Source organism: Nostoc sp. FACHB-133 (assembly GCF_014698055.1).
In the GTDB taxonomy this organism is placed as follows: Bacteria; Cyanobacteriota; Cyanobacteriia; order Cyanobacteriales; family Nostocaceae; genus Nostoc.
On sequence record NZ_JACJSH010000039.1, the window covers coordinates 1 to 24,535 of the forward strand.

Genomic DNA, 24,535 nt, shown 5'->3' on the forward strand with positions numbered 1-24,535 from the left:
GGCTACCAGCACATATTTAGTAAATAAAGTTACTTCTTACTTAGATTTTATTTTTGCGATCGCTTGTTTTTTACTGGATCTGACAAAACCGCATTGCTCCCGTACAGATTTAACTAATTCGTAGCGAGTTAAATTTGGCAAGACTCTGTGCCCCTACCCTACGCGAAGGCGTTCGCGTAGCGTCTCGTAGAGAAGCGCTTATGCACTTAGCTTTGCTACCTAGTGCGTTTAAAAACGCTACGATTTCACACAAAACGGTACTAAAGTTTACTCTTATCTGCTTCTTTCTGCGCCGCCTCACTATATTTCTTATATAGTTGAGTCCGAATTTTAGCTTCCTGATAACGGCTGTGGTTTTGTGGCACCGTACCCATTAAATCTGAGGCTCGTTGCCACTTAGCAGCGATCTCTAGCCATTGAGTTGAGGTTGTGGCTGTTTTACCAGATGTAGAAGCTTGATTTGCAATTCGCACAGATATTGCAAATGGGTCATCAGATGGCTCATCAAAGCTATTGCTAGGAACACGAGATGATGTTTGGGCTTTCCTCTGGTTAGTATTTTCTGTAGTTAAAGATTTGGAAGTTTGTGGTTGCATCAGGTTTCTCAGTTTATCACCTAGCTGGGCATAAACAATCCAACTAAGTAATAACAGTGAACATAAACCAGCTGCTGCTAATACTTTGGTTTTAGGTTTATTACTGTGTTTTTCTTTGTTAATAAGTACCAAAGGACGAGAGACTTGAGTTTTAGGAAAATTTGGTTTTCCTAAGTCAGCTTGAGCTTCTGTAAAATCTTTAATTAGTTGCTTTACAATATTAGGCTGAATTAAGGCGATTTCCTGTGACCAGAGCAATTGGTTGTCGCGATCGCTATCTATTTCCTTTAACCAAAGTAATTGTTGTTCTCGAACAATCCGACTATTGATATTGACTCGGCGAATGTGGCGCGGAGCAATAGACTCAAGAATTTGCTGGATTTGTTCTACTAGGGGAGATTGCTCAAGTTGCTCCATCCTAGCCGCCTCACACAGAAGTTGTAAAACACCATCAGAAAAAATGGCTCTAGTTCTGACACCAGATTTGGCTAGCTTTTCATTTAATAACTGAATAATCGCAGCAACGCTCCCTTGGTGAGCTTGCCAACCGATATCGTTTATTCGGTCTACCATCTGAGGTTTGGTGATAACTCTTCCACCCTGACTGATTAACGTATTCATTAATTTAGGGACTCTTTTCTACTGACCTTGATCTTGTCTTCGATTTTACGAGTAAAAAGATGAGTTGCCAAATAAAATCATAAAAGTCGAGTCTCCTTTCTCGGTTCGGTAAAGATGCTCGATCGCGCTCAGTTAATTTAACACTCCCACGCTTAAAAAGTGTAGGATTCTTGAACTGAAACTGCGCTTTCAGGTTAACGCCGATGCTGGCGGACGAGCTACCTGTTTGACATACTACATTATGATATCTTTTGGCGATCGCATAAACTCAAGTTAAGTTAGCTAAATACTATCAGGATCGACACCAAGGGATGTTTAGTCCAGCCGCTTCTCTGTAAGAGGCTACGCCGACTCCAACGCCTCTACACAACTAGTTCCTTCAACCTTTCCAACTGCGATTCTGCATATCTTGCTTGCGATTGGGCTTGTTCCCTGGTTAATCTTTCCTGTTTCAGAGACACTTTCGCTGATATTTCTGGAACTGTCATTGTGTCAGATATCCTTCACAAAGGAAACAAAATAGCTGTATCAGGATAAATTTATCAGCCATTCTCGCTTTTTTTTGCCTTTTTATCAGAATGGCAAGACTATTTAGTACAGCGATCGCTACATTAGAAGATATATATAAATAAAAATCATTGTTGATTTTTCGTTCGCAGTTCACACAAAACCATGAGTGCAAGTACCATTATTTCCGACAATCCCTTACTTCAAGGCGTTGGTTTACCTCCCTTTGCAGAGATTAAACCAGAACGAGTAGTACCAGCCTTCAATCAGTTGTTGGCAGAACTTGAGCAGCAGCTTGCCACCTTAGAAGCTAGTGTACAGCCTACTTGGAGTAGTTTAGTAGAACCTTTAGAAAAGCTGACAGAACGGCTTACCTGGAGTTGGGGGGTGGTGAATCATTTAATGGGTGTTAAAAATAGCCCGGAACTGCGCGAAGCTCATGAAATTGTACAGCCACTAGTCGTACAATTTATCAACAAGCTCGGTCAAAGCCAACCTATCTACAATGCTTTTAAAGCACTCCGTACCAGCGATAATTGGGCAACTTTAGAATTAGCCCAACAGCGCATTGTAGAAGCCGCCATTCGAGATGCAGAACTTTCTGGTGTTGGCTTACAAGGAGAGGTCAGAGAGCGTTTCAACGCCATACAAATGGAGTTAGCAGAACTTTCTACCAAATTTTCTAACCATGTACTTGATGCCACGAAAGCCTTCAGCTTAACCCTAACAACACAAGCAGAAATTGAAGGTTTACCACCAAGCTTAGTGAGTCTAGCAGCCCAAGTTGCTCGTGCAGCGGGCGAAAGTAATGCCACGCCAGAAAATGGCCCGTGGCGAATTACTTTAGACTTCCCCAGCTATGGCCCTTTCATGCAGCACAGCACCCGGCGAGATTTGCGTGAAAAGCTCTACAAAGCTCATATCACCCGCGCTTCTGCTGGCGATTTGGATAACAACCCGTTAATTGAGCGCATTTTGAAGTTGCGCCAAGAACTCGCAGATATATTAGGCTTTAAAAGTTTTGCCCAATTGAGTCTGGCTAGTAAAATGGCTCCTAATGTTGAGGCAGTCAACGCTCTCTTAGAAGAACTACGCCACGCTAGTTATGATGCTGCTATCAAAGACTTGGTAGAACTCAAAGCTTTTGCCGCAGCACAGGGAGCAGAAGAAGCTGAGGATTTAAAACACTGGGATATTAGCTTTTGGGCAGAACGCCAACGAGAAGCAAAATTTGCCTTTACTGCTGAAGAATTGCGCCCCTACTTTCCGCTTCCCCAAGTTTTAGACGGCTTATTTGGACTAGTCAAGCGGCTGTTTGGTGTTACTGTCACTTCTGCCGATGGTCAAGCCCCAGTCTGGCATGAGGATGTGCGTTATTTCCAAATTGCTGACGAAACTGGTTCTCCCATAGCCTACTTCTACTTAGATCCTTACAGCCGTCCAGCCGAAAAACGCGGTGGTGCTTGGATGGATGTGTGCATCAATCGGGCCAAAATCACTGAAAATGGTGTCACTACCATCCGCTTACCTGTAGCTTATTTGGTGTGTAATCAAAGTCCTCCCGTAGATGGTAAACCTAGTTTGATGACCTTCTATGAAGTAGAGACTTTGTTCCACGAGTTTGGTCATGGATTGCACCATCTGCTTACTAAGGTTGATTATCCTGGAGCCGCAGGCATCAATAATGTGGAGTGGGATGCAGTGGAACTACCTAGTCAGTTTATGGAAAACTGGTGCTATGAGCGACCCACTTTGTTTGGTATGGCGAAGCATTATGAAACTGGTGAAGCCCTACCGGAGCATTATTATCAAAAGCTGCTAGCGGCGCGTAATTATATGAGTGGTACTGCTATGTTGCGGCAGATTCACCTAAGTAGTCTTGATTTAGAACTACACTACCGCTATCACCCTGATAGTAATGAAACTCCGTCAGATGTGCGTCATCGCATAGCCAAGACTACTACTGTTTTACAGCCACTTCCAGAAGATGCAATTTTATGTGCTTTTGGACATATTTTTGAGGGTGGTTATGCGGCGGGTTACTACAGTTACAAGTGGGCTGAGGTACTGAGTGCTGATGCTTTTGCCGCTTTTGAAGAAGCTGGTCTAGAAGATGAAGAGGCTATAAAAGCTACAGGTCGGCGTTATCGGGATACGGTACTCGCACTTGGTGGTGGTCAGCATCCAATGGAGGTGTTTAAAACTTTTCGGGGTCGTGAACCAAGTACGATCGCTTTACTTAGACACAATGGTTTAGTCAGTGCTGCTGTAAACTAAACAATACCACTGTAGGAAGGTTGCAATGCAACCTTTCTACTCGCGTCAAATCTTTGTTATCTAGCATCTAGCGATCGCAAAGCTCGTTATTCTAATACCAGTGGATTTTACCCCAAGTCATGCCCTGTCGAAGTGACAGGGAATGACTTAAACTTTAGACATGAGAAACCTTGATATTTCTGCATGTGCCAACACAGCAGATGGTTCGCGCTGGAGAGCATTGTAATACTTTCTCTCGAAGGTATTGCCTGTCTCTAACGGTACAATCAGCGTGCGGACATCAGTAATCAACTTTTCAAAATCGTCCATTGATATCGGTTCATCAGCTTCGAGCATTTCATCAACTTGCACAACTACCTCAGAAATGCGATGTAGCCAAGCAAATTGTTCATGAGCGATAACTAGCTGAAGTAATTCTCCGCTTGATACTCGTCCACTAACCTGTTCATAGGCAATGCGTTCTGTTTCCAACAACATTTTATGAAGGTGGAGTAATTTATTTCGTAAATCACGCAGATATTGATGTTGACGTATTCTTTGTGAAAGTGTGTTAGAAGTCAATGTTACTCATCCTCTCGTTACAATAGTCTTCAATAGCTTTAATAATTGCTGCGTCAGTATTTATCACCAATAGACTGTAGCGAACAACTGGCTTGTTGAGTGATACCGTAGCGATGCAGAGACGCTTGCCGCTCCAACTTTCTCTCCAAGACACTCTACTTAGATCGACAGTCAAGATATATTGCCACTCCCTCATTGTCTTGTGCAAACAGCACTATTAGCCATCTGCCCTCAGTTAATCTATTCGGTTTCCTTGTTAAGACGTATAAAAATCAACATATCTTTTTATAACCGTTACATCTTATATCAGATTAATCATATATTAGCATAAACTTATAAGAAGTAGATAGTTATAGAACCTAGTGAGAAAATGTCAATTATGGGAAAACAGTCCTAATGTCCCTAGCATACGTAATTCTAGGTCTTCTTCAGCAGCAAGAAATGACGGGCTACGACCTTAAAACAAGCTGCTTTGATCAATGTATTGCCCATTTGTGGCCAGCAGACCAGGCACAAATTTACAGAACTCTCGATAAGCTAGTTGAGCAAGGCTGGATTACCTGTACGATTGAGATTCAGCACGATCGCCCCAATCGCAAAGTTTACACTGTGACGGAGCTAGGGAAAGCAGAATTTGCCCAATGGCTTGGGACTCATCAGCCGTTACCAACTGTACGAGAACCTTTGCTAGCCCAATTGCATTTTGCAGATCAGTTGTCGAATGAAGCCATCATTCACCTACTGGAGCAACAATTGGCGGCTCGAAGCAAAAAGCTTGCTGAATGCGAAATCATTGATTTGCCATCACTTGGTGATGAGTCTGCCAACCGTGAGCAGGTAATGCAAAGGCTGGTGCTGGAGTTGTTAATCAGAAGAGAACAGACTTATATTAATTGGTTGAAGACAGCGATTAATGTTATCGCTCACCAAAAGCCATATCCATCACATTACCAAATTTTATAAATGCCAACAATAGCAGTAAATCCTTATCTTGATCGCAATTTTGCTCCAATCCATGAAGAAATCACCACCGATAAATTGCCAGTCATTGGTGAATTACCCCTTGATTTATTGGGGATGTTTGTACGGAATGGCCCTAACCCTCAATGGACACCCATCGGTCAATATCATTGGTTTGACGGAGATGGGATGCTACATGGTGTGCAAATTAGCAACGGCGTAGCCACTTATCGTAACCGCTACGTCCAGACAGCTGGATGGAAAAAAGAACGAGAAGCGGGTAAGGCTTTGTGGAGTGGGCTTTTAGAACCACCGCGAATGGATAATCCACATGGCCCCCGCAAAAACACCGCCAATACTGCCTTAGTATGGCACGCGGGTCAGATGTTGGCGCTGAACGAAAGTGGTAAACCTCACGCCATCAAGCTTCCTGAATTAGAAACCATTGGGGAGTATAGCTACAATGGGAAACTAATCTCTGCCTTCACAGCTCATCCCAAGGTAGACCCGGTGACGGGCGAGATGATCTTCTTTGGCTACTCTCTATTTACGCCGCCATACCTGCAATATAGTGTTGTCTCAGCACAAGGCGAACTTCTGCGGACAGTGCCAATTGACCTGCCCATAGGAGTGATGATGCACGATTTCGCCATCACTGAAAACTACACTATTTTTATGGATTTGCCGTTGACTTTTAGCGCCGAGCGATCGCAACGAGGAGAACCTGTGATGATGTTCGAGCGCGATCGCCCTAGTCGTTTTGGCATTCTACCACGTCATGGTGACAACAGTAATATCCGATGGTTTGAGAGCCCCTCTTGCTACGTCTTCCATACCCTCAATGCTTACGAAGATGGAGATGAAGTAGTGCTTATCGCCTGTCGTATGAGTTCTACTACTGTGTTGATTTCTGATGATTCCCAACCCGACCCAGAAGGAAATATCCCGCGTTTGTATCGCTGGCGATTTAACCTCAGCACGGGGACAGTGCGTGAGGAGATGTTAGATGATGTAGCTTCAGAATTTCCCCGCGTCAACGAAAATCTATTGGGGCGACAAACCCGATATGGCTACAGTAACAAAATGGCGAATAGTTCATTACCTTTATTTGAAGGCATCATTAAGTACGATTTAAACAGTGGAAATTCTCAAACCCACGAATTTGGACAGGGACGCTATGGTGGTGAAGCTGTGTTTGCGCCGCGTCCTGGTGCAATTGCTGAGGATGATGGCTGGCTTGTGACTTTCGTTCATAATGAGAATTCAAACACTTCAGAATTAGTAGTCGTGAATGCCCAAGATGTAACTGCTGAACCTGTAGCGCGGGTGATAATTCCTCAACGAGTACCTTATGGATTTCATGGTGCTTGGGTTGCACAGTAATAGCGAAATGGGCGGTTTGTAACCGCCCCTACTCAAATTATTTTTCCCTATAACCCCCAGCGTAGTCAATTACGCAGATTGTTCTATATGATTTGTGAGTTCCATAAGCAACGCCAGACACTTTAAAAGCGCCGTTAAATATATTTTTTCTATGGCCGCGATCGCGCACGCCATCATCAATAATTAATTGCATGACGATATCTTGGGCAGTGTTTGGGCCATAACTAATATTTTCGCCAGCCGTTGTTTGCCATGCACCATAGCGGTTGATGCGAGTAAAAGGGTTGCTACCATCGCTACCATCATGACCTGTAACACCTTTTGGCCCTTGGTCTTTAACATGGTCTTTTGCTCCTAAAGACATACCTTTAGAGGCACTCAACGCTCCTACAGGACGTGCAGATTTCAAAAATGCGATCGCTTCATCGACTGCTTTGACTCCTTCTTGAGTTCGCAAATAGGTATTATTAGAAATTTTGACTCGGTTCCCTTCAAAGCGCTTCTTATAGTTTTCCAGAATCGGGAGATATGATTTGGGATTTGTTCGTACCTTATTTGTTTCAATAATTACCTGTTGTTCCAACGGTGAAAGATAACTCGCACTTGCTAATAGCGTTGGACTGCTTGGTTGAACTACGGCTGGATTCGAGTTTGCCACAGATGGGCTAGATTGAAATAGTTGATTTGAGCAACCCAATATCAGGGTAACTGGCAAAAGTACCCAAAGTTTAATGCGATGCATTCATTACCTCACAATTTTTTTATGGATTAATTTAGTGAATTAGGAGAAATAATAATTTTCAACACACAGAGAAGTTTCTAGACGCTTCTTTATTCGGAATTTTAGAAACGGCTTATTGTCAGACATCAGAATTTCTATCAGTTGCCTAATAAGAACGAAAATGAGTTTATTAAGAGTTATAGATAACCCTGTGATCGTCTTTGTTCCTTGAGTGTTAAAAAAGGATTACTTAATACCTGTTGTAACCTAGTTAACACTCAAACGTAAACTAAAAAAATATTTTTACTTTATTACGGCTGCTTTGAAGTAAATTAATTCAGAATATTGGCTAGTAGAAAATATAATGCAAATAAAAAATTTGTATATTTGCGTTCAACAGTAAAACGCAGAGTTGATATTGTGTCCGCTCAAATAAGTGTTATTGCGATCGCTTTTTCTCAGTGTAGGGAAATAAGCCCGAAACAACCTTGCGATGGCGCAAGCGCAGGCCTATGGCCCAATACAGTTCAGATAAGACCAAAACACTTGTAGAGACGGCGATTTATCGCGTCTCAAAAACCCAAAATTTTTGCCAGTAGCCCTTAACCCAAGCGTATTGGGCCATAGGCGATCGCTAATTTTAGTCGCAATTGACTAATTACACCTGATTTACTGGATATAATTTTACACTTTGAGAAACCAACGTTGCCGATACATCAGAACACCAACACCCCACCACAACAGCACGGTGACTAGGGCAAACAACAGGGAACCATTTAGAACTCCCGCCCAAGATGCGAAAAAATTCTGGTAAATCCAATTGTAGGTACTGGGAGCGTCTTTAGCTGTGCCGATAGTGGTTTTCACTAAGATTTTAATCAACAAAACCGATGGAACGAAAAGTGCGATCGCATTTAAGCCCATAATTTCAAAAGGTTTACTCCAGCGACGATTCACCCGGACTTCGATCAGTTCATAACAAGCTGCTAGCAAAAGTAACGCCCAACCGCTAGTAAAGACTACATAAGAACTTGTCCACAGCTTTTTATTAATGGGAAATGTCCACCCCCACGCCCAACCGATAATTAAACAGCCAACTCCAAATAATCCTAACCCGATACTTGTGCGTGATTGTACAGGTTGGCTGCGTATCCATTGACCAGTAAAGTAGCCAGCGAGGACGCTTACTATCGCGGGAATAGTACTGAACAGTCCCTCTGGATCTCCCATAAATTTGAAACCATCACCTTTGTATAGATGTGCTTTGGGAATAATCATCCGGTCAATATAAGCGCCCAAATTACCTTCTCGTGTTAGAACTCCCGCGCCATAATCTGGTACTGGTAGATACATCATCATTAGCCAGTAGCCAATGAGTATTACTGCTGGAAGTATCCATTGACCTTTGCGCGGAAGGTTGAGAACTATCAAGGAAGCCAGGAGATAGGTAATGCTGATGCGCTGCAATACTCCCATAATGCGGATGCTACTCAAATCAAAAGTCCAAACACCTTGATTCCAAAAGCCATTTAGTAGCAATCCCAAGGCAAACAGAATAGCGGCGCGGCGGAAGATGCGCCAGTAAATAGCTGAAGTTGGTTTGTTATCTTCGGTGTACTTTGACAGCGAGAAAGTCATCGCTACACCAACAATGAAGAGAAAGAAAGGGAATACCAAATCAGTTGGCGTGCAACCATGCCAATCGGCGTGGGCTAAGGGAGGATATACATCATCTGCGACTCCCGCCATATTGACAAGAATCATAGCAGCGATCGTAATGCCGCGAAAAACATCCAGTGAAGTCAGGCGCATAGAGGGAATTTTTTCTTTGATGAGTATCTAAGTTACTCCGCCTCATGCAGCTAATCAAGCAAAATTTATATACTCGGATACAAGGTAAAATTTTGTTAAGTAATTACCACCACTTGTTATGCCAGTCAAAGTTGGAGATACTGCTCCTAATTTCACTCTACCTGCTCAAAACGGCTCAACAGTTAGCCTCCAAGATTTTCGCGGCACAAAAGCTGTTGTCCTATATTTTTATCCCAAGGATGACACACCCGGATGTACGGCTGAATCCTGCGCCTTTCGCGATCAATATGAAGTCTTTAAAAGTGTTGGTGCTGAAGTTGTTGGTGTGAGTGCAGACTCTAGCGAATCTCACCAAAAATTTGCTGCAAAATATAATCTACCTTTCACCCTGTTAACTGACAAAGGCGACCAAGTACGGAAGCTATATGGCGCAACAGCAGCCTTTGGCTTATTCCCTGGTCGCGTTACTTACGTCATTGACCAACAGGGAGTTGTGCAATACGTGTTTGATTCAATGTTGAACTTTAAAGGTCATGTTGAGGAAGCATTGAAAACTTTGCAACAAATTGTGAAATGAGGGAATGGCGATTGGGTACTGGGGATTAGGGATTGGGAAACTCTTTCCAAGTACCCAGTCCCCAGTCCCCAGTCCCTTCTCTCTAGCCCCTATTTAGAATGCAACTTTTCCGGCATGACAATATTATTGTGGCTTGACTTGCCATTCTTGCCGTTAGTATGACCGTTACCATTGCGGGGATGAATTACACCATAACCGCCGTGGTTGCGTTCGTAAATTACATTAATCTCTCCAGTTTCAGAATTGCGGAACATATAAAAGTCGTGTCCCACGAGTTGCAGTTGTTCCAGGGCTTCTGCAAGGGTCATCGGTGGCATGGAAAAGTATTTGGTGCGGACGACTTCGTTGGGCAATTCGGGAGTGCGATCGCCAATTAAATCTGGGACTACCGACTCTGCAACAACTACTTCTGTTGGTTGGGGCTGAGTTTTCTGATCTTGACGGCGTTCTTTATATTTCCGCAGTTGACGGGCAATTTTATCTGCAACTAAGTCAATGCTGGCATATAGATTTTCGCTACTTTCCTCGGCACGGATAACGCTACCATTAGCGTAAATAGTTACTTCAGCTGCTTGTCTAGTATTAATTCGAGGATTACGGGCTACGCTAAGATGCACATCCACTTCATTTGTTATGCTCTGAAAGTGACTAGCTGCTTTTTCAATCTTTTGATGTACATATTCCCGAATCGCATCGGTGATTTCAATATTTTTGCTGTGGATGACAAGCTTCATGTAAACTCTCCCACTGAATATTTGATGTGTGAATTTGCTTTGTATGAAAAGAAATTGCGGTAAGGTCTATTACTCCCGCCAAAACAAATTGTGAACTGTTTCTATCTAATGCTGGTAAGCTATCTTTAAGCTTACTGCATCTAAGTTTTTGCTCATTATACCCTTAATTTTCCTCCTCATCTCTGCGCTGATATCCAATTGGATTTCCACATAGAACTATTTGGTGAGGAAATTTGAGCGGTAGCTCTCGTAACTGTCTTCTCTATTAAAACAACGCTTACAGAACTGTTGATAGTTGCTCCTTCTGTGTCCGGTTGAGGTTTACTCTCTGTTGATCGACAACACGAGTATTTATAGAAGTTGATCTTGCTTTAATATGCAAAACAAGATTATTAGAGTCATCAGCCAGTGCATCGTTCTTAATTGTCTTGGCATGATGCTTATTGCAGAGAATTCCTCCTAAAACCTATTGAGGTTGTATATTCAAACTAGCACTTTGTATTTTCTAATGCATGTTCCCTTGACTTTCCTTTAAAATCCTTTGCAAATCTTGACACTTTTGGACTTCAATCCTGTAAATCGCAATATATTTTATTCCTAATACCAGTTGATTTTTGGCATGATCCGTAGTAAAGAATCACACAATAACCTTTGTTTGCTGTATAACCAAGGATTAATGCCTTACTTAGATGCTCATGGATGGCAGCGATCGCTCCTCACTGAACGCATTCATGACCCTAGTCTAGATGACGTGTTAATTTTGCTAGAACATCCACCTGTCTACACTTTGGGGCAAGGAAGCAACTCAGACTTTATCAAATTTGATATTGATAAAGGTGAATATGATGTGCATCGAGTTGAAAGAGGCGGCGAAGTTACTTATCATTGTCCCGGTCAACTAGTGGGGTATCCAATTTTAAATCTGCAACGTTATCGTAAAGACCTGCATTGGTACTTACGCCAACTCGAAGAAGTCATAATTCGCGTATTGAGAGTTTATGGGTTGCAGGGAGAAAGAATTCCGGCTTTTACTGGTGTTTGGTTACAAGGGCGAAAAGTTGCGGCTATTGGGATTAAAGTCAGCCGTTGGATTACTATGCACGGCTTTGCATTAAATGTTTGTCCAGATATGAAAGGCTTTGAGCGCATTGTACCCTGTGGTATTTCTGATAAACCTGTAGGCAGTTTAGCCGAGTGGATTCCAGGTATTACTTGCCAAGAAGTCCGTTTTTATGTGGCACAGTGCTTTGCTGAAGTATTTGGAGTGGAAGTAATCGAATCACAGCCTCAAGACTTTTTCCGGTCTGAGTAAATTCAGTCTGTATTTATGTAACAAATACTATAGCAGCCCTAGGAAAATTATGAGACACTAATGAGAGTAGCCTATATCTAAATAGTATCAAAATAACTATTTAACTACGGTTGTCAAACCTAAAATCTGATTATTTCCAAATTTCTATACTAAATTTTTACGGCTGTCAAGCACAACTTTGCGCGTGAATTACTCAAATAATTGCCAGGTATATACCCCATCATTAACGTCTCTGAGAGAACGTGATTTGACAGCTTTGATAGAACTATTTGATAGAGACGATGGTGATGAAATTGAAGCCGACATCAGTGCTAGTTTGTTTTGGTTGATACCTGAGCCTTGTTGGGAAGATGATCCCTTTGATTTCTTGCGCGAGTATCTTTAAGTAGTGCTGAGTACCGTGAGATTAAAGGAAGCCTTTAATTACGAATTACTTGAAGGCGACTGAGGAAAATACGCAGGCGATCGCTTTGAGGGTTGGTCAGTACTTCATAAGCTGAACCTTTTTCTGCCACAATACCTTTGTCTAAAAATATCACCTGATGGGCTACTTCTTTTGCAAATTGCATTTCATGGGTGACAACCACCATTGTCATTCCCTCTGCTGCCAATTGTTGCATCACTTGCAAAACTTCGCCGACAAGTTCGGGATCTAGGGCGCTGGTGGGTTCGTCAAATAGCATGATTTGGGGATTCATACATAAGCTCCGAGCGATCGCTACTCGTTGCTTTTGTCCGCCAGAAAGTTGTTCGGGATAAGCAGATGCTTTGTCATGTAAGCCAACTTTCTCTAAATACAATCTCGCTATTTGGGCGCTTTCCTTGGGTGTTTTACCCAGAACTTTACGCGGCGCAAGTGTCATATTTTCCAGGACGCTGAGATGAGGAAACAGGTTGAACTGTTGAAAAACCATACCTACCTGTGTCCGTAGTTGACGCAGTTGATTATAGTTGACAGTGGGCCGGGATAAGTTGATACCGTTGATTATTAAACGCCCGTTGTCAATGGTTTCTAAGCGATTAAAGCAGCGTAATAAGGTACTTTTACCACAGCCGGAGGAACCGATAACTGCAACAACTTCTCCCCGGTTGATTTCGCCTGTGATTCCTTTGAGGACTTTTAGGGAACCAAAGTTTTTTTCGATATTGTCAAAAATAATTGCGGGGATGGTATTGTTCATTACTTGTGTCAAGCTGCTTTACAGTTGATTGTAAGGTTTTAAGGAACCGCCAACGCGTAGCGTCTCGCAGAGAAGACACCAAGGGCGTAGAAGGAAGAGAAAATAATATGGCTAAATTTGGTTTTGGGCGTTGGTTGCGCTGGTGTGTGGTTGTTAGTTTTGGTTGTTTGTTATTGGTTGGCTGTGCTGTGAACTCTAGTGCGGGAAAAACTTTGCGAGTTGCTACAGAACCAGCATTCCCACCTTTTGAGTTTAAAAAAGAAGGTGGTGAGTTACAGGGTTTTTCCATTGATTTGATGAATGCGATCGCAGTTGCAGCTAAATTTAAAGTCGATTTTCAAAGTATGCCTTTTGATGGTATGGTACCGGCTTTGGCTGCCAAAACGGTAGATGCGGCGATTAGTTCGATCACGATTACAGAGGAGAGGGCGAAGACAATTTCTTTTTCCCGTCCTTATTTTAAAGCTGGGTTAGCGATCGCAATCCGTGCAGACGATCAAAATATTACTGGCTTTGACAGTCTCAAAAATAAAAAAATTGCAGTTCAAATTGGTACAACTGGAGCTGCAAAAGCTAAGAGTATTCCTGGAGTGCAACTTCGTAGTTTTGATTCAGCACCTGTAGCCCTACAAGAATTGGCCAATGGTAATGTGGATGCGGTAATCAATGATGCACCAGTGACTTTATATGCTATTAATACGGGCAATCTTCAGGGAATAAAAATAGTACAGCAATTGATTACGGAGGAGTTCTATGGCATTGCTACAGCTAAAAATTCGCCAAACTTGGCATTAATAAATGATGGTTTGGAGAGAGTTTTAAAAAATGGCACTTATTCTCAAATTTATCAAAAATGGTTTAAAATCAAACCGCCATTACTACCAGCTAAATCACCATTTGAAAACCAGAATAGTACTAGCTCACCTAAAATATTTACCTCAATTGCCGTAATTTTGCAGGCTTTTCCAACTTTATTGCAGGGAGCATTGGTAACATTACAATTAACAATAATTTCTGTAGTTTTTGGTTTAATTGGAGGTTCCCTAATTGGTATTGTCCGACTTTCTCGCATTGCACCTGTGCGTTGGCTAGCGAGAGCCTATGTAGATTTTTTTCGGGGAACACCTTTATTGGTGCAAATTTTTATGATTTACTTTGGTTTACCAGCAATTTCGCAAGAACTTGGTTTTACATTTACTTTTGATCGCCTAACTGCTGGAATAATTGCCTTAAGTTTGAATAACGCCGCCTACACCGCCGAAGTTGTGCGTGCAGGGATTCAATCGATTGAAGTAGGACAAGCAGAAGCAGCACAATCATTAGGATTGAGTTCTATACAAACGATGAGTTATGTCATTTTCCCCCAAGCTTTTCGCCGGATGATTCCACCTTTGGGTAATGACTTTATCAGTTTATTGAAAGATACTAGTTTAGTTTCTATAATTGGGTTGGAAGAATTACTACGGAAAGGACAGTTAATTGTTGCTGACAACTATCGCGCCTTTGAAATTTACGCAGGTGTAGCGGTGGTTTATTTATGTTTAACGTTACTTTTTTCACAGGCATTTAGTTACTTAGAACTGTGGATGAATCCAGTTAAACGGCAAAGGTGACTTTTTTATTCATTCGCTCGCCAGTCGTACAGAATCCTTCTAAATTCTGACTCCTGAATTCTATTTTGATAAAGTCTAGTTTAAACAATATTTTAAAGGGGTCTTTTGCTGTCATTCTGTTCTCGTAGCGTTATCGCTTAAAAACTAGAGCTTTTTCAACAGCCATTTGAAATATGTAGCTTTTGCTATATAAAGTTTGCAGCCAATACTGTAAAAGCTAATGATTTCAACCTGGATAAAATTTATTTATACAATTTGATCTATAAGTATGTATCTATACAAATAATAAATATTGCATTGTTTGTAATTATGATCTGGTTATTATAAAATTGGCATAAATATCGTACTAACAATAAAAATACTCAAATACAGTCATTTAGTGAGTAACAATCATATCTACTGAGTATCAAAACAGGAAGGACTAATAGAGATAAACTAGATAAAAGAGAAATTAAAAGTTGCTTACAATAATATAATAAGCATTGAAAAAATAAAATTTTGATGAATATCATAACAATTTAAACACTTTTTTAGAGCCAACTTAAAGCAGAATACATAGATGCGGATAATTGGACATATCAACTACAAAAGGTACTACCCATGAGTTCCCGCGCCCTGCTGTTAATAAATCGTCATGCCCGCCAAGGGCAAAAGAGTCTGTCGGAAGCGATTGAATATCTGAAAACACTCGGCTTTGATTTAATTGAGGAGTCTACAGAAGACCCAACACATCTTGCTGAAGTTATATTTCGCTATCAGCATCAAGTTGATCTAGTAATCATTGGTGGAGGAGATGGCACTCTCAATGCAGCAGTAGATGCTTTAGTTGAGACTCAGTTGCCCTTGGGAATTTTACCTTTAGGAACTGCCAACGACCTAGCGAGGACTTTGGAAATCCCGAATTCACTCAGCGAAGCTTGCCAAATTATTGCAAATGGAAATTTACGCCACATTGATTTAGGTTGGGTAAACGGCAAGCACTTTTTTAACGTTGCCAGTCTGGGATTGAGTGTAAAAATTACCCAGCGACTTACCAAAGAAGTCAAACGCCGTTGGGGAATATTTGCTTATGCCGCCACTGCATTGCAAGTGACTTGGGAAGCTAGACCTTTTACTGCGGAGATTGTAATCAATGGTGAATCAGTTCGCGTAAAAACAGTACAAATTGCTGTAGGTAACGGTCGTTATTACGGCGGTGGTATGGCAGTGGCTGACGATGCCACAATAGATGACCAAAGGCTAGACCTCTATAGCTTGGAAATTAAACACTGGTGGCAGATTATACTATTACTCCCTGATATGCGAGAAGGGCGACATATACATTGGCAGAGTGTACGTTCTCTTCAAGGTCAAGAAATAAAAGTATATACTCGCAAACCTCGTCCTATCAATACAGATGGTGAAATTACTACTTACACACCGGCTCATTTTAGGGTTATACCTAAAGCTATAGCTGTTTTAGCACCCCCAGAAATTAGGAGTTAGGAGTTATTCTCCCTCATCTCCTCCACTTACTCTATTTCCCTCTACTAAAAATGTGGGAAGTCGCATCAACTCACGCCAAATGCATCTGAGATTTTCTCAAGATATAAAGTCCCTGTTACAACGCCTAGCGGAACAACCGCTTACTCTAGGTGATGTTCTGGCAGAAACCTCAGAACGAGGATTCTGCCTGGTAATTACATTATTAGTTTTGCCTTTTTTATTTCCTATGCCACCAGGATTAACTGGCCCTTTTGGTGGTGCTTGTTTACTGTTGTCAGCGCAAATGGTTTTAGGGAGGCGATCGCCTTGGCTGCCGAAAAGAATCGCTAACTACAAGTTTCCTCGTCCTTTTGCCGAGTTACTTTTACAAAATTTGGGACATCTTACCAAAGTTTTACACAAAATCGCCCGTCCTCGATTGGCCACAATAGCCCATAATCCTTTGATTTGGCGAATTAATGGATTTTGTATCTCTTTATTAACAATATTTTTAATATTACCAATTCCGTTTACGAATCCTATCCCTACTATAGGTATTTTACTTTTGACTGTTGCCACCATCGAATCTGACGGTTTATTAATTTGCATCAGCTACGGCGTTACTGTCTTAATTACCTTGATGTTTGGATTTATTGGTTATGCAGTATGGTTAGCTCCTGGTTTCCTGCCATCTATATTTAAATAATAAAAGCCCCCAGCTTAAGGCTAAGGGCTGTAATTTATTAGGGTGCATCTACCATTTATTAATCCGCTTTATTAATTGCTATATCCGGGTAAATTAGGTTTTTTAACAAATTTATTTTATCGATGTATTAAAAAATATAAGTAATAAAAAAGCCCATAACGTTAAGCTAAGGGCTGTAATTTATTAAGGTGCATCTACCATTTATTAATCCGCTTTATTAATTGCTACATCCGGGAAAATTAGTTTTTTGAACAGATTTATTTTATTTTTTTTAATTATAAATTTAATTAAAAAAAGCCCTCAGCTAAAAGCGGAGGACTATGATTTAATTAAGGTGCATCTACTATTTATATATCCGCTTTAGTTCTTGCTGTATCAGGAAGAATTGAAAAAAAATGGATAACTGTGGAATTGATTTCGTTTGCTATAAAACTAGTACTAGTCTGAACGAGACCAACCTGCGGTTTTTGACTAGATAATCATTGACTAACTTCACATTAATTTTACAATTAGACCCAATTTTACCTAAATACACAAAGTTTTTGTTAATATCTCTGATGCTATATCCGCAATAGTACGAATATAGTTTATTAGTTGGGTATATGACTATGAAAGTTAGACGCACCCAACTTCATGAAGCGATCGCCATTTCTATTAGCCCTTGCTAGCCTTTGTATTGTCGGGGGAAGCTTTTTTATCAGAACAGCTTTTAGCAGTACTAGCGAGCCTAAAATAATAACTGATACATCACGCTACAAAGAAATTCGTAATCAGCTATGGTCTGATAATGATCGAGTAAAACATTTTCCTAATCAGATTCCTACTGATGCCAAAGACGTTCATATTGCTTACTCTCCAGAATTTTTGCAAGGAAATACTTTTTTTCAAATTAGGCTGAAACAGCCACCAAATAAGATAGAAAAATTACTGTCACAATACAGAAATAGTGCAAAGTACAAATATAGAGGTGGTAACACAAACGACCACATAAATCAACTTAACGGTGTACCAACAACTTTTTTCTACACCAGTGACTCTTCTACAGAATCTTTTCCAGCTACTTATGAAATACTAGTATTAAATGCAGACGACAAAGGCAGACCTGGCTTCAAATGGAATCATGGAGATAGCTATGGTGTCGCTATTAATACTTCCGCCTCAGAAATAATCTATTGGTCTGAAAAATGGTAGCTAGCAATTCAAAATAAATTTGAATCGCTATGAGAAAAATCATTATTTGGGATATGACCCTTATTCAGTACTAAGTAATGGTTTTACCCTTTTGGGTATATCACTTTAGGTAGTTAAAACTTATAGCCAGCATAGGTAAGATTTATAAGCTGCTTAAAAACTATCTAAATATTTAGAATGCCAACTGCTTTAATTACTGGTGCCTCTAGTGGTATTGGTAAAGCTTTTGCCCAGGAACTAGCTGCACGCAATACAAATCTTGTACTCGTAGCTCGTTCCAAAGAGAAACTAAGTCAATTAGCTAAACAACTACAAGAACAACACAAAATTCAAGTAGACGTTATAATCCAAGACCTCACGGAACCTAATGCCGCTGCTGCTGTATTTAATGCCACTAAAACAAAGGGATTAACTATTGACTTATTAATCAACAATGCTGGTTTTGGTTACTATGGCGACTTTGCCGAAGGGGATGGAGAAAGACAAATTAAAATTATACAATTAAACATCTTAGCATTGGTAGATTTAACCCATAAATTTCTACCCTTGATGCGGCAACGACGGTCTGGAAGTGTTATTAACGTATCCTCTATTACCGCATTTCAACCGATACCATACCTTTCTGTTTATGCTGCCAGTAAAGCTTTTATTCTCAGTTTTAGTGAAGCACTATGGGCAGAAAATCGTCAATATGGTGTCCGTATTTTGGTCACTTGTCCAGGGCCAATAGAAACAAATTTTTTTGCGGAAGCTAATTTTCCTCCAGCGCTGGCAAGTAGTACGGATAAAGTGTATTCTTCCGAAAAAGTTGTTTGGGAATGTTTAGATGCTTTGGAAAAAGGCTATCCAACTGTTATTAGTTCTGATACTAGCACTCAAATTAGAAGCAAATTATCTCGGCTCGTACCGCGCAAACTTCTGCTAAATATATTAGCAAAACACTTTAAAGCTTAAGAGGTTGTTTTAAAAGTGGTTACTGAGGTATTCAAGACTTAAGATCCTCCTAAATCCTCCTTAAAAAGGAGGACTTTGAGAAGGTTATTGCACCCTTTTTAAGGAGGGTTAGGGGGGATATGAATATAAGGGTAGACTTTTCAAAAATCCTCTTAGGAGTTAAGAATTGGGGGATAAAGAAACTGGTGAATTTAAAACTCTTAACTCCTCATACCAATTCTGTATGAAGATGCACAGAATATTAAACGAACCGCCAAGTACGCCTTCTCTACGAGACACTACGTGAACGCGAAGCGTCTCGAAGAGAAGAGCGCCAAGAATAGAGAGTTACTCTTTAATGCAGCTTCACATTAAATTGGTATTACTGATTACATATACCTTGTTAATTGAACTCGGTAACGGTCTTTTTTTGTAACTGCGATTTCCCCAACTTCTAAACGCCCTTTAGAGCGAATGGCGATTAAGTCACCTGATTTGACTTGAGAACTAGCTTGTGTAACTTCCTTCCAATTAACGCGGACATCACCAGCATCAATGAAGTCAACCATTTTGCTGCGGGACATACCAAAACCAGCAGATGCGATCGCATCTAACCGCAAAGAAGCCTCCACAGTAGTTAGTTCTTTTTTCTTTGGTTCCCTAACCCTTAATTCAGTTATCTCAATTGGCTGAGTCTTGACAGGAACCGATCGCACTTGCTTAAGACTCATTTCCAAAAATTCTACTAACTCTGGGGCGACAATCGCCTGGGCCCCTCGTTCTCCTAAGACAATAACGTCTCCTGTCTTTTCACGAACAATTCCCGTTCCCAGCATTGCGCCTAAAAAGTCGCGGTGAGAGGCGGTATCAAACAAGAAATTACCAGCAATTTCCACGGCGACAAGGCTGACTTGAGATTGATCTAAGGGAAGTTCTGAACGAGCGATCGCTATTCTTTGGCGTTCAGCTTGGGGATATCCGCCCCACGCAACTAATTGCACTTCTGTTAATCGGTTAAACACCCGTTGAATTTCCGCTAATTCTGGGGGAGATAGAAAATCTGTCAAAACCACTTCCCAAGTTTTGATAGCTTGTTCCGCTTGATCAATTACACGAGCTACACTATCTCGATTTTCAACACCCTTTAAAAGTTCTTCTCGTGGCAACATTCTTAAAATTTATGAGTTAGGAATTGAGAATTAAACTGCTATAACTGTCTTGATTCTAACTTTAATTCCCATTTCAGCAGTTTCCCATCGCTAGGAATTTGTTGCATTCTTACTTTTTTCAAAATGCAAATCGAGGCAACACACTCGTCTGGAGAATGAGCGATAATTCTTTTAAGTTCTCGCCCAGTAAAGGCAAAATTGACCAGTACTTTTACCGCTTCAAAAATAAATCCTGTGTGTTGTAATGCGTAAACCAGGATTTTTTGTCACACGCTACTTGTGTCAGCATAACCTTGGATATTTTCTGGATCAAACTGACGTAATATTCGGGTCGCTTGCCGAGTCAGAGTTTCAGAGCCTTGAACGGCAACTAAGTATTTACCCGCGTCTAAGCGGTTTCGATAAGGCAAGGCATCACCACCACCGATGAGTAAACCGACTCCGCCACCCACAACCACACCACCCATAGCACCACTAGCAGCACCCAGCAGTCCGCCAACGATGTGATTGCCAACTTCACCCGCCCAGGCAAAAGTATCTAAACCAGTGATGAGGCTGAATGTAAAACCTGCAAAAAAGCCAAATGGTATCAGCCAGGTTGCCATAAGTTGTGCTTGCTTTTTGGCTTGGTCTTTGGGGTCAATTAAGCCAAACTCGTCAGCCGTTTTATAGCCCTTCCCAAGGATAGTACTGTTTATGCCTTCTTCTTCTAAAGCTAAGTAAGCAGCTTCGGCTTGAATGCGGTCTGGTAATACGGCAACAAGGTAATTCATTGATTTTACAATTTGTCTAATATAAGTTTTGCCTTAATTAACAGCGTATCAGTCTTGGTCGAATCGATCTTACATTGGGTAAGAGTTTGGAGTTGGGAAAGGCTTTGATTCTTACTCCAATACTTTTCGGATAAACCCAATAGACCTATCTTTTGGTCTGAGGAAAGGTAAATTCAAACCCTTTGCCTTTCCCCTTTCCCCCAAAACCCAAAAAGTATTGATGCTTACTCCCCATCCATTGTAGAGAAGCGATTGGGGGTTAGGTCTGTATTAAACTCAACTGCAAATCGCGTAGGCGTAGCCCGCACTTCGACTGCGCTCAGTGACCACCGCAGGCATCGCGCAAGTTAAGCATTAGTTAAATCAAGTTAAGCATTAGTTAAATATATATGGGTTGATCACTTGAGCGAATCTAGTGGCTCACAAAAATTGTTTACGCCTTGTTTGAGGACATATATCAAAACTGGCGTTGCCAAAATCTTGGGAAATGTCGGCATTGCTTTTAGATGTTCCATCATCTTTTGAGGTGAAGTATTAAGCAAATCTTCCCGGTATTCTTGTTCGCAAATAACCACACGCCATTTTCTAGCCAAGGCATCTAACCACTCAGAATTTGCTCTTTCTGGTTGTTGTCCTGCTCTAATAGCTAGCGTCATCGCCGCATCTTCTAAATCTCCATCACAGTCTTCAATCAAATCCAGCGCTTCCATATCGCTAGGATCGTCAGCCAATTGAGAGCGAAACTGTGCAATTTCTTGAGATGTTACTTTAGTCATGAGTCTTTGACAAGGCTAGCAATCGAACATTCAGTTATGCTACATCATTTCACAAAATTCCTGTTATGCGTTTTCGCGGCACTTTCAAAATTCAAAATCTCTGTGAGAAGATTCAGTTAAGAATTAAACTGTGCCATATTTAATTTTTATCTAGAGAGCGTTCATGTTGCCCACCCCACAAAGACCAATACTGCTCGGTTAAGAATTTTTAACTCGGAATTGGGTTTGGGAAAAAGGTTAAAGGGTAAAGGTTAAAGGTTTTTTCCCTTTTCCCCAAAACCCAACAAGTATTGCCACAAAGACTGATATTTAATTTAGGTTATGCAATTTAAATCACTTTCAGCTGATCGGTGGGAATTTTAGGCGTATAGAGAGTTAAAATTCCGGTCTTTTTTAATTAAAAAGCCTCATCTTTCAATGAGGCTTTCAGAATTTTTAATTGAGAGGTTAAGTCAGCAGTACTAGCGTAGCGCTCTGAGGGTAACAGACCGTTGTAACTGAGCTAAAGCGCGGTTGTAATCCAAAATTGCTGTGACTCGATTACCTTCAGCCCTTGTGAGGTCGTTTTCAGAGTTAATAACATCAGTTTGAGTTCCTACACCAGCTTGGAATCGCAAACGCGCTAAACGTAGAGCTTCTCTAGCTTGTTCTAAAGCGGTGTTAGAGGTTTGAACATTCTCCAAACTAGATTGCTGGGTAGAATAGGCTTGTTCTACCTGAAAACGAATTTGGTTGCGCTGTTCAGCAAATTGAGTTTCTGCGATCGCAATATTAACTCTGGACTGAGCTGCTCTTGCTCTTGCCGCTCCCCCATCATACAAATTGATGGTTGCTCTCACTCCCAAGGAATAACCATCAGTAACGCTGACACTATCATTGAACTGGTCTAGTAGGTTGTAACTACCTACCAAACTAACTTGAGGCCCCAGTTCTGCAAGAGCCTGTCTACGCTGTTGTTCGCTGATATTGCGTTGTGCCAACTGCTGTTGCAATTCTGGACGATTTTGATAAGCCAGCACAATACTTTGTTCTAGCGTTGGGTTCCAAAGACCAGCTAATTGTACAGGGTCGGCGGCACTAATATTTATTCCCTGCGGCAAACTTATCCGAGTTGCTAATTGACGACGGGAAATTGCCTGCTGGGATCTAGCATTAGTCAAATCTTGTTGGGCATTGGCTAAATTCACCTGCGATCGCAACACATCGAACCGCGTACCAACCCCAGCTCGCTCTAAAGCTTCCGCATCACGCAAACTAGCCTCGGAGTTTTGCACAGCCGACTGAGCAATACGTACTTGTTCATCCGCTTGTTGCAGATTATAGTAATCAGTGGCAACATTCAAACGGATTGTCTCAGACTGAGTTTCTACAGCCAATTCATTGAAACGTACCTGTTCTTCAGCCGCTCTGACACTAGCTTGCACTCTCCCAGAAGTGTAAATGTTATATGACAGCTGTGCTTGACCGGAAAAAGATGTACTAGCTTCATCTGGCGATGAGATACCCGTCTGTTGTTCTTGAAGTTTCGACGAGAGCTGACTACTGGCAGACTGACTACGAGTAATATCAGCGCTAATTCCCAGAGTTGGCAATAAAGCAGCTTGTGCCTCGCGTAGAGCCGCTCGATTGCGTTCTAGCTCCAATATCGACACCTGTAAATCGTGATTGTTACGCCGTGCTAGCTCCAGAGCCTGTGCCAAAGTAATCGGCTGATTTCCCTGAAGTGTCACTTCCTCCGGTTTGGTAGGAAATTGCAAGGGATTTGAGCTAGGAATCAGGTTATCGGGAACTTGCACCGGCCCTGATGGCACAGGAGTTATGGTTCTCGGTACAGTGGAAGGTTGCACTTGCCCTGATGGTACAGGAGTTACAGTTCCTGGTATAGTAGGAACTGGTGTCGAATTTGCCGGAATCGAGGTATTATTCTGAGCAATGCGGCCAATAGCATTTTGTTGTAAACAGGTGTTTGAAGCCAGTAGCAAAGCCGCTGAGGAATGAGTCTTGGTTTTCCCTGATTCCTGTGGGCATCTTGGCGCTGACAACAGTTTTGCTGATTCTCCACCTGTAGCTGAAGTTTGTAAAAATGTTTGCAACTCAGTAACAGCATTTTTCTTTTTAACCACTGGCTGCTGTGCAGAAGACAGGGGTAAAATTTTTCTTTGGACAGAAGAAGGTTTTGAAGTGTAGTTGGGAACTACTATGCTCTCTGATTTCTGCCCAGAAATGCTTGAGTTACTCTGTTTTTGGTTATTTTGAGCAGAACGGCTAACATCTAGCTGTTGGGAAGAATTAGAGGTAGGTGTCAAACTGACAAATCTACCTTCATCTTTCTTAAGTACTTGTTTTATTGGCACAACAGTATTTCCAGCCGTAAATACTGGAATACTGTTATTACTTAAAGGCTTCATACTAAGTTTAGTAAAACCAAAACCAGGTAGTAGTGTTGGAACACTAACATTTGCACCATGCGGCAATTGCGTATTCATCATATCTACAACCGAGCTTTGACCATAAGTAGAAGTCAAAACACTAGGAGAAGAAGCCAGCTGTACCCCAGTTAGTTTTACAGTACCAGCCCAAGCAGGCTGAGTTGTTAAAACCGCTGCCGTGACACCAGGCAAGAAGCTATAGAATAATTGCTGTCCTTTCACCGCATCCCTCACACGAA

The 24,535-nt window shown here is 41.4% G+C and carries 21 protein-coding genes; 11 read left to right on the forward strand and 10 right to left on the reverse strand.

What is annotated here, in order from left to right:
- Positions 1–260: 260 nt before the first annotated feature.
- Positions 261–1,217 carry a hypothetical protein gene (locus H6G86_RS25660; protein WP_242064970.1) on the reverse strand — a complete coding sequence of 319 codons (957 nt, stop codon included), beginning with the start codon at positions 1,215–1,217 and terminating at the stop codon, positions 261–263.
- Positions 1,218–1,889: 672 nt separating this feature from the next.
- Here H6G86_RS25660 and H6G86_RS25665 point away from each other — a divergent pair.
- Positions 1,890–4,001 carry a M3 family metallopeptidase gene (locus H6G86_RS25665; protein WP_190936680.1) on the forward strand — a complete coding sequence of 704 codons (2,112 nt, stop codon included), beginning with the start codon at positions 1,890–1,892 and terminating at the stop codon, positions 3,999–4,001.
- A 147-nt stretch (positions 4,002–4,148) separates the two neighbouring features.
- Here the strand turns inward: H6G86_RS25665 and H6G86_RS25670 are convergent, their stop codons facing one another.
- A complete protein-coding gene (locus H6G86_RS25670; RefSeq protein WP_175586513.1) occupies positions 4,149–4,562 on the reverse strand; it encodes a hypothetical protein in 414 nt (137 codons plus the stop codon).
- Positions 4,563–4,958: 396 nt separating this feature from the next.
- Here H6G86_RS25670 and H6G86_RS25675 point away from each other — a divergent pair, with 396 nt between their 5' ends.
- Positions 4,959–5,525, forward strand: a complete 567-nt coding sequence (locus tag H6G86_RS25675; protein ID WP_190936681.1) for a PadR family transcriptional regulator — start codon at positions 4,959–4,961, stop codon at positions 5,523–5,525.
- Positions 5,526–6,905, forward strand: coding sequence for a carotenoid oxygenase family protein (locus H6G86_RS25680; protein ID WP_190936682.1), 1,380 nt, complete (start codon positions 5,526–5,528; stop codon positions 6,903–6,905).
- Between the two features lie 37 nt (positions 6,906–6,942).
- Here H6G86_RS25680 and H6G86_RS25685 read toward each other — a convergent pair whose 3' ends face one another.
- Positions 6,943–7,647, reverse strand: coding sequence for a CAP domain-containing protein (locus H6G86_RS25685; RefSeq protein WP_190936683.1), 705 nt, complete (start codon positions 7,645–7,647; stop codon positions 6,943–6,945).
- Between the two features lie 663 nt (positions 7,648–8,310).
- Positions 8,311–9,438: an acyltransferase family protein gene (locus tag H6G86_RS25690; protein ID WP_190936684.1), complete on the reverse strand. Its 1,128-nt coding sequence runs from the start codon at positions 9,436–9,438 to the stop codon at positions 8,311–8,313.
- Positions 9,439–9,556: 118 nt separating this feature from the next.
- Between H6G86_RS25690 and H6G86_RS25695 the strand changes: the two genes are divergently transcribed.
- Entirely contained in the window at positions 9,557–10,015 is a 459-nt protein-coding gene (locus H6G86_RS25695) for a peroxiredoxin (protein ID WP_190936685.1), read from the forward strand.
- An 89-nt stretch (positions 10,016–10,104) separates the two neighbouring features.
- Here H6G86_RS25695 and hpf read toward each other — a convergent pair whose 3' ends face one another.
- Positions 10,105–10,749: a ribosome hibernation-promoting factor, HPF/YfiA family gene (gene hpf, locus H6G86_RS25700; protein ID WP_114082493.1), complete on the reverse strand. Its 645-nt coding sequence runs from the start codon at positions 10,747–10,749 to the stop codon at positions 10,105–10,107.
- Positions 10,750–11,368: 619 nt separating this feature from the next.
- On the opposite strand from hpf, the gene lipB reads away from it, so the two are divergent.
- Positions 11,369–12,061, forward strand: a complete 693-nt coding sequence (gene lipB / locus H6G86_RS25705; protein WP_190936686.1) for a lipoyl(octanoyl) transferase LipB — start codon at positions 11,369–11,371, stop codon at positions 12,059–12,061.
- A gap of 184 nt (positions 12,062–12,245) precedes the next feature.
- A complete protein-coding gene (locus H6G86_RS25710; protein WP_163927364.1) occupies positions 12,246–12,446 on the forward strand; it encodes a hypothetical protein in 201 nt (66 codons plus the stop codon).
- Positions 12,447–12,480: 34 nt separating this feature from the next.
- On the opposite strand, the gene H6G86_RS25715 is transcribed toward H6G86_RS25710, so the two are convergent.
- A complete protein-coding gene (locus H6G86_RS25715; RefSeq protein WP_190936687.1) occupies positions 12,481–13,242 on the reverse strand; it encodes an amino acid ABC transporter ATP-binding protein in 762 nt (253 codons plus the stop codon).
- 107 nt (positions 13,243–13,349) lie between these two features.
- On the opposite strand from H6G86_RS25715, the gene H6G86_RS25720 reads away from it, so the two are divergent.
- The 5 genes from H6G86_RS25720 to H6G86_RS25740 all read left to right on the forward strand — a co-directional run bounded on the left by H6G86_RS25720 (position 13,350) and on the right by H6G86_RS25740 (position 19,170).
- Positions 13,350–14,855 carry an ABC transporter permease subunit gene (locus H6G86_RS25720; protein ID WP_190936688.1) on the forward strand — a complete coding sequence of 502 codons (1,506 nt, stop codon included), beginning with the start codon at positions 13,350–13,352 and terminating at the stop codon, positions 14,853–14,855.
- Between the two features lie 600 nt (positions 14,856–15,455).
- Positions 15,456–16,340 (forward strand): lipid kinase, encoded by an 885-nt coding sequence (locus H6G86_RS25725; RefSeq protein WP_190936689.1) that lies wholly within the window; start codon positions 15,456–15,458, stop codon positions 16,338–16,340.
- Positions 16,341–16,419: 79 nt separating this feature from the next.
- Positions 16,420–17,025 carry an exopolysaccharide biosynthesis protein gene (locus H6G86_RS25730; protein ID WP_190936720.1) on the forward strand — a complete coding sequence of 202 codons (606 nt, stop codon included), beginning with the start codon at positions 16,420–16,422 and terminating at the stop codon, positions 17,023–17,025.
- A gap of 633 nt (positions 17,026–17,658) precedes the next feature.
- The gene (locus H6G86_RS25735; protein WP_190936690.1) at positions 17,659–18,216 is read left to right on the forward strand and encodes a hypothetical protein; all 558 of its coding nucleotides are present in this window, start codon (positions 17,659–17,661) and stop codon (positions 18,214–18,216) included.
- A gap of 177 nt (positions 18,217–18,393) precedes the next feature.
- Entirely contained in the window at positions 18,394–19,170 is a 777-nt protein-coding gene (locus H6G86_RS25740; RefSeq protein WP_190936691.1) for an SDR family NAD(P)-dependent oxidoreductase, read from the forward strand.
- Between the two features lie 368 nt (positions 19,171–19,538).
- Here H6G86_RS25740 and H6G86_RS25745 read toward each other — a convergent pair whose 3' ends face one another.
- From H6G86_RS25745 to H6G86_RS25760, 4 genes are all read right to left on the reverse strand, one after another.
- A complete protein-coding gene (locus H6G86_RS25745) occupies positions 19,539–20,318 on the reverse strand; it encodes a photosystem II electron transport protein, Sll1252 family (RefSeq protein ID WP_163927357.1) in 780 nt (259 codons plus the stop codon).
- A gap of 266 nt (positions 20,319–20,584) precedes the next feature.
- A complete protein-coding gene (locus H6G86_RS25750; protein ID WP_179074905.1) occupies positions 20,585–21,091 on the reverse strand; it encodes a hypothetical protein in 507 nt (168 codons plus the stop codon).
- A 398-nt stretch (positions 21,092–21,489) separates the two neighbouring features.
- Complete coding sequence (locus H6G86_RS25755) at positions 21,490–21,867, reverse strand: hypothetical protein (protein WP_012409408.1); 378 nt, start codon at positions 21,865–21,867, stop codon at positions 21,490–21,492.
- Positions 21,868–22,328: 461 nt separating this feature from the next.
- Positions 22,329–24,518, reverse strand: a complete 2,190-nt coding sequence (locus tag H6G86_RS25760) for a TolC family protein (RefSeq protein WP_190936692.1) — start codon at positions 24,516–24,518, stop codon at positions 22,329–22,331.
- Positions 24,519–24,535: the final 17 nt, after the last annotated feature.

What these genes read in the sequence shown, in the direction of transcription:
- H6G86_RS25660 (WP_242064970.1), bottom strand. Translation starts at nt 1,217, where the DNA reads ATGAATACGTTAATCAGTCAGGGTGGAAGAGTTATCACCAAACCTCAG.
- H6G86_RS25665 (WP_190936680.1), top strand. Translation starts at nt 1,890, where the DNA reads ATGAGTGCAAGTACCATTATTTCCGACAATCCCTTACTTCAAGGCGTT.
- H6G86_RS25675 (WP_190936681.1), top strand. Translation starts at nt 4,959, where the DNA reads ATGTCCCTAGCATACGTAATTCTAGGTCTTCTTCAGCAGCAAGAAATG.
- H6G86_RS25680 (WP_190936682.1), top strand. Translation starts at nt 5,526, where the DNA reads ATGCCAACAATAGCAGTAAATCCTTATCTTGATCGCAATTTTGCTCCA.
- H6G86_RS25685 (WP_190936683.1), bottom strand. Translation starts at nt 7,647, where the DNA reads ATGCATCGCATTAAACTTTGGGTACTTTTGCCAGTTACCCTGATATTG.
- H6G86_RS25690 (WP_190936684.1), bottom strand. Translation starts at nt 9,438, where the DNA reads ATGCGCCTGACTTCACTGGATGTTTTTCGCGGCATTACGATCGCTGCT.
- H6G86_RS25695 (WP_190936685.1), top strand. Translation starts at nt 9,557, where the DNA reads ATGCCAGTCAAAGTTGGAGATACTGCTCCTAATTTCACTCTACCTGCT.
- hpf (WP_114082493.1), bottom strand. Translation starts at nt 10,749, where the DNA reads ATGAAGCTTGTCATCCACAGCAAAAATATTGAAATCACCGATGCGATT.
- lipB (WP_190936686.1), top strand. Translation starts at nt 11,369, where the DNA reads ATGATCCGTAGTAAAGAATCACACAATAACCTTTGTTTGCTGTATAAC.
- H6G86_RS25715 (WP_190936687.1), bottom strand. Translation starts at nt 13,242, where the DNA reads ATGAACAATACCATCCCCGCAATTATTTTTGACAATATCGAAAAAAAC.
- H6G86_RS25720 (WP_190936688.1), top strand. Translation starts at nt 13,350, where the DNA reads ATGGCTAAATTTGGTTTTGGGCGTTGGTTGCGCTGGTGTGTGGTTGTT.
- H6G86_RS25725 (WP_190936689.1), top strand. Translation starts at nt 15,456, where the DNA reads ATGAGTTCCCGCGCCCTGCTGTTAATAAATCGTCATGCCCGCCAAGGG.
- H6G86_RS25730 (WP_190936720.1), top strand. Translation starts at nt 16,420, where the DNA reads ATGCATCTGAGATTTTCTCAAGATATAAAGTCCCTGTTACAACGCCTA.
- H6G86_RS25735 (WP_190936690.1), top strand. Translation starts at nt 17,659, where the DNA reads ATGAAGCGATCGCCATTTCTATTAGCCCTTGCTAGCCTTTGTATTGTC.
- H6G86_RS25740 (WP_190936691.1), top strand. Translation starts at nt 18,394, where the DNA reads ATGCCAACTGCTTTAATTACTGGTGCCTCTAGTGGTATTGGTAAAGCT.
- H6G86_RS25745 (WP_163927357.1), bottom strand. Translation starts at nt 20,318, where the DNA reads ATGTTGCCACGAGAAGAACTTTTAAAGGGTGTTGAAAATCGAGATAGT.
- H6G86_RS25750 (WP_179074905.1), bottom strand. Translation starts at nt 21,091, where the DNA reads ATGAATTACCTTGTTGCCGTATTACCAGACCGCATTCAAGCCGAAGCT.
- H6G86_RS25755 (WP_012409408.1), bottom strand. Translation starts at nt 21,867, where the DNA reads ATGACTAAAGTAACATCTCAAGAAATTGCACAGTTTCGCTCTCAATTG.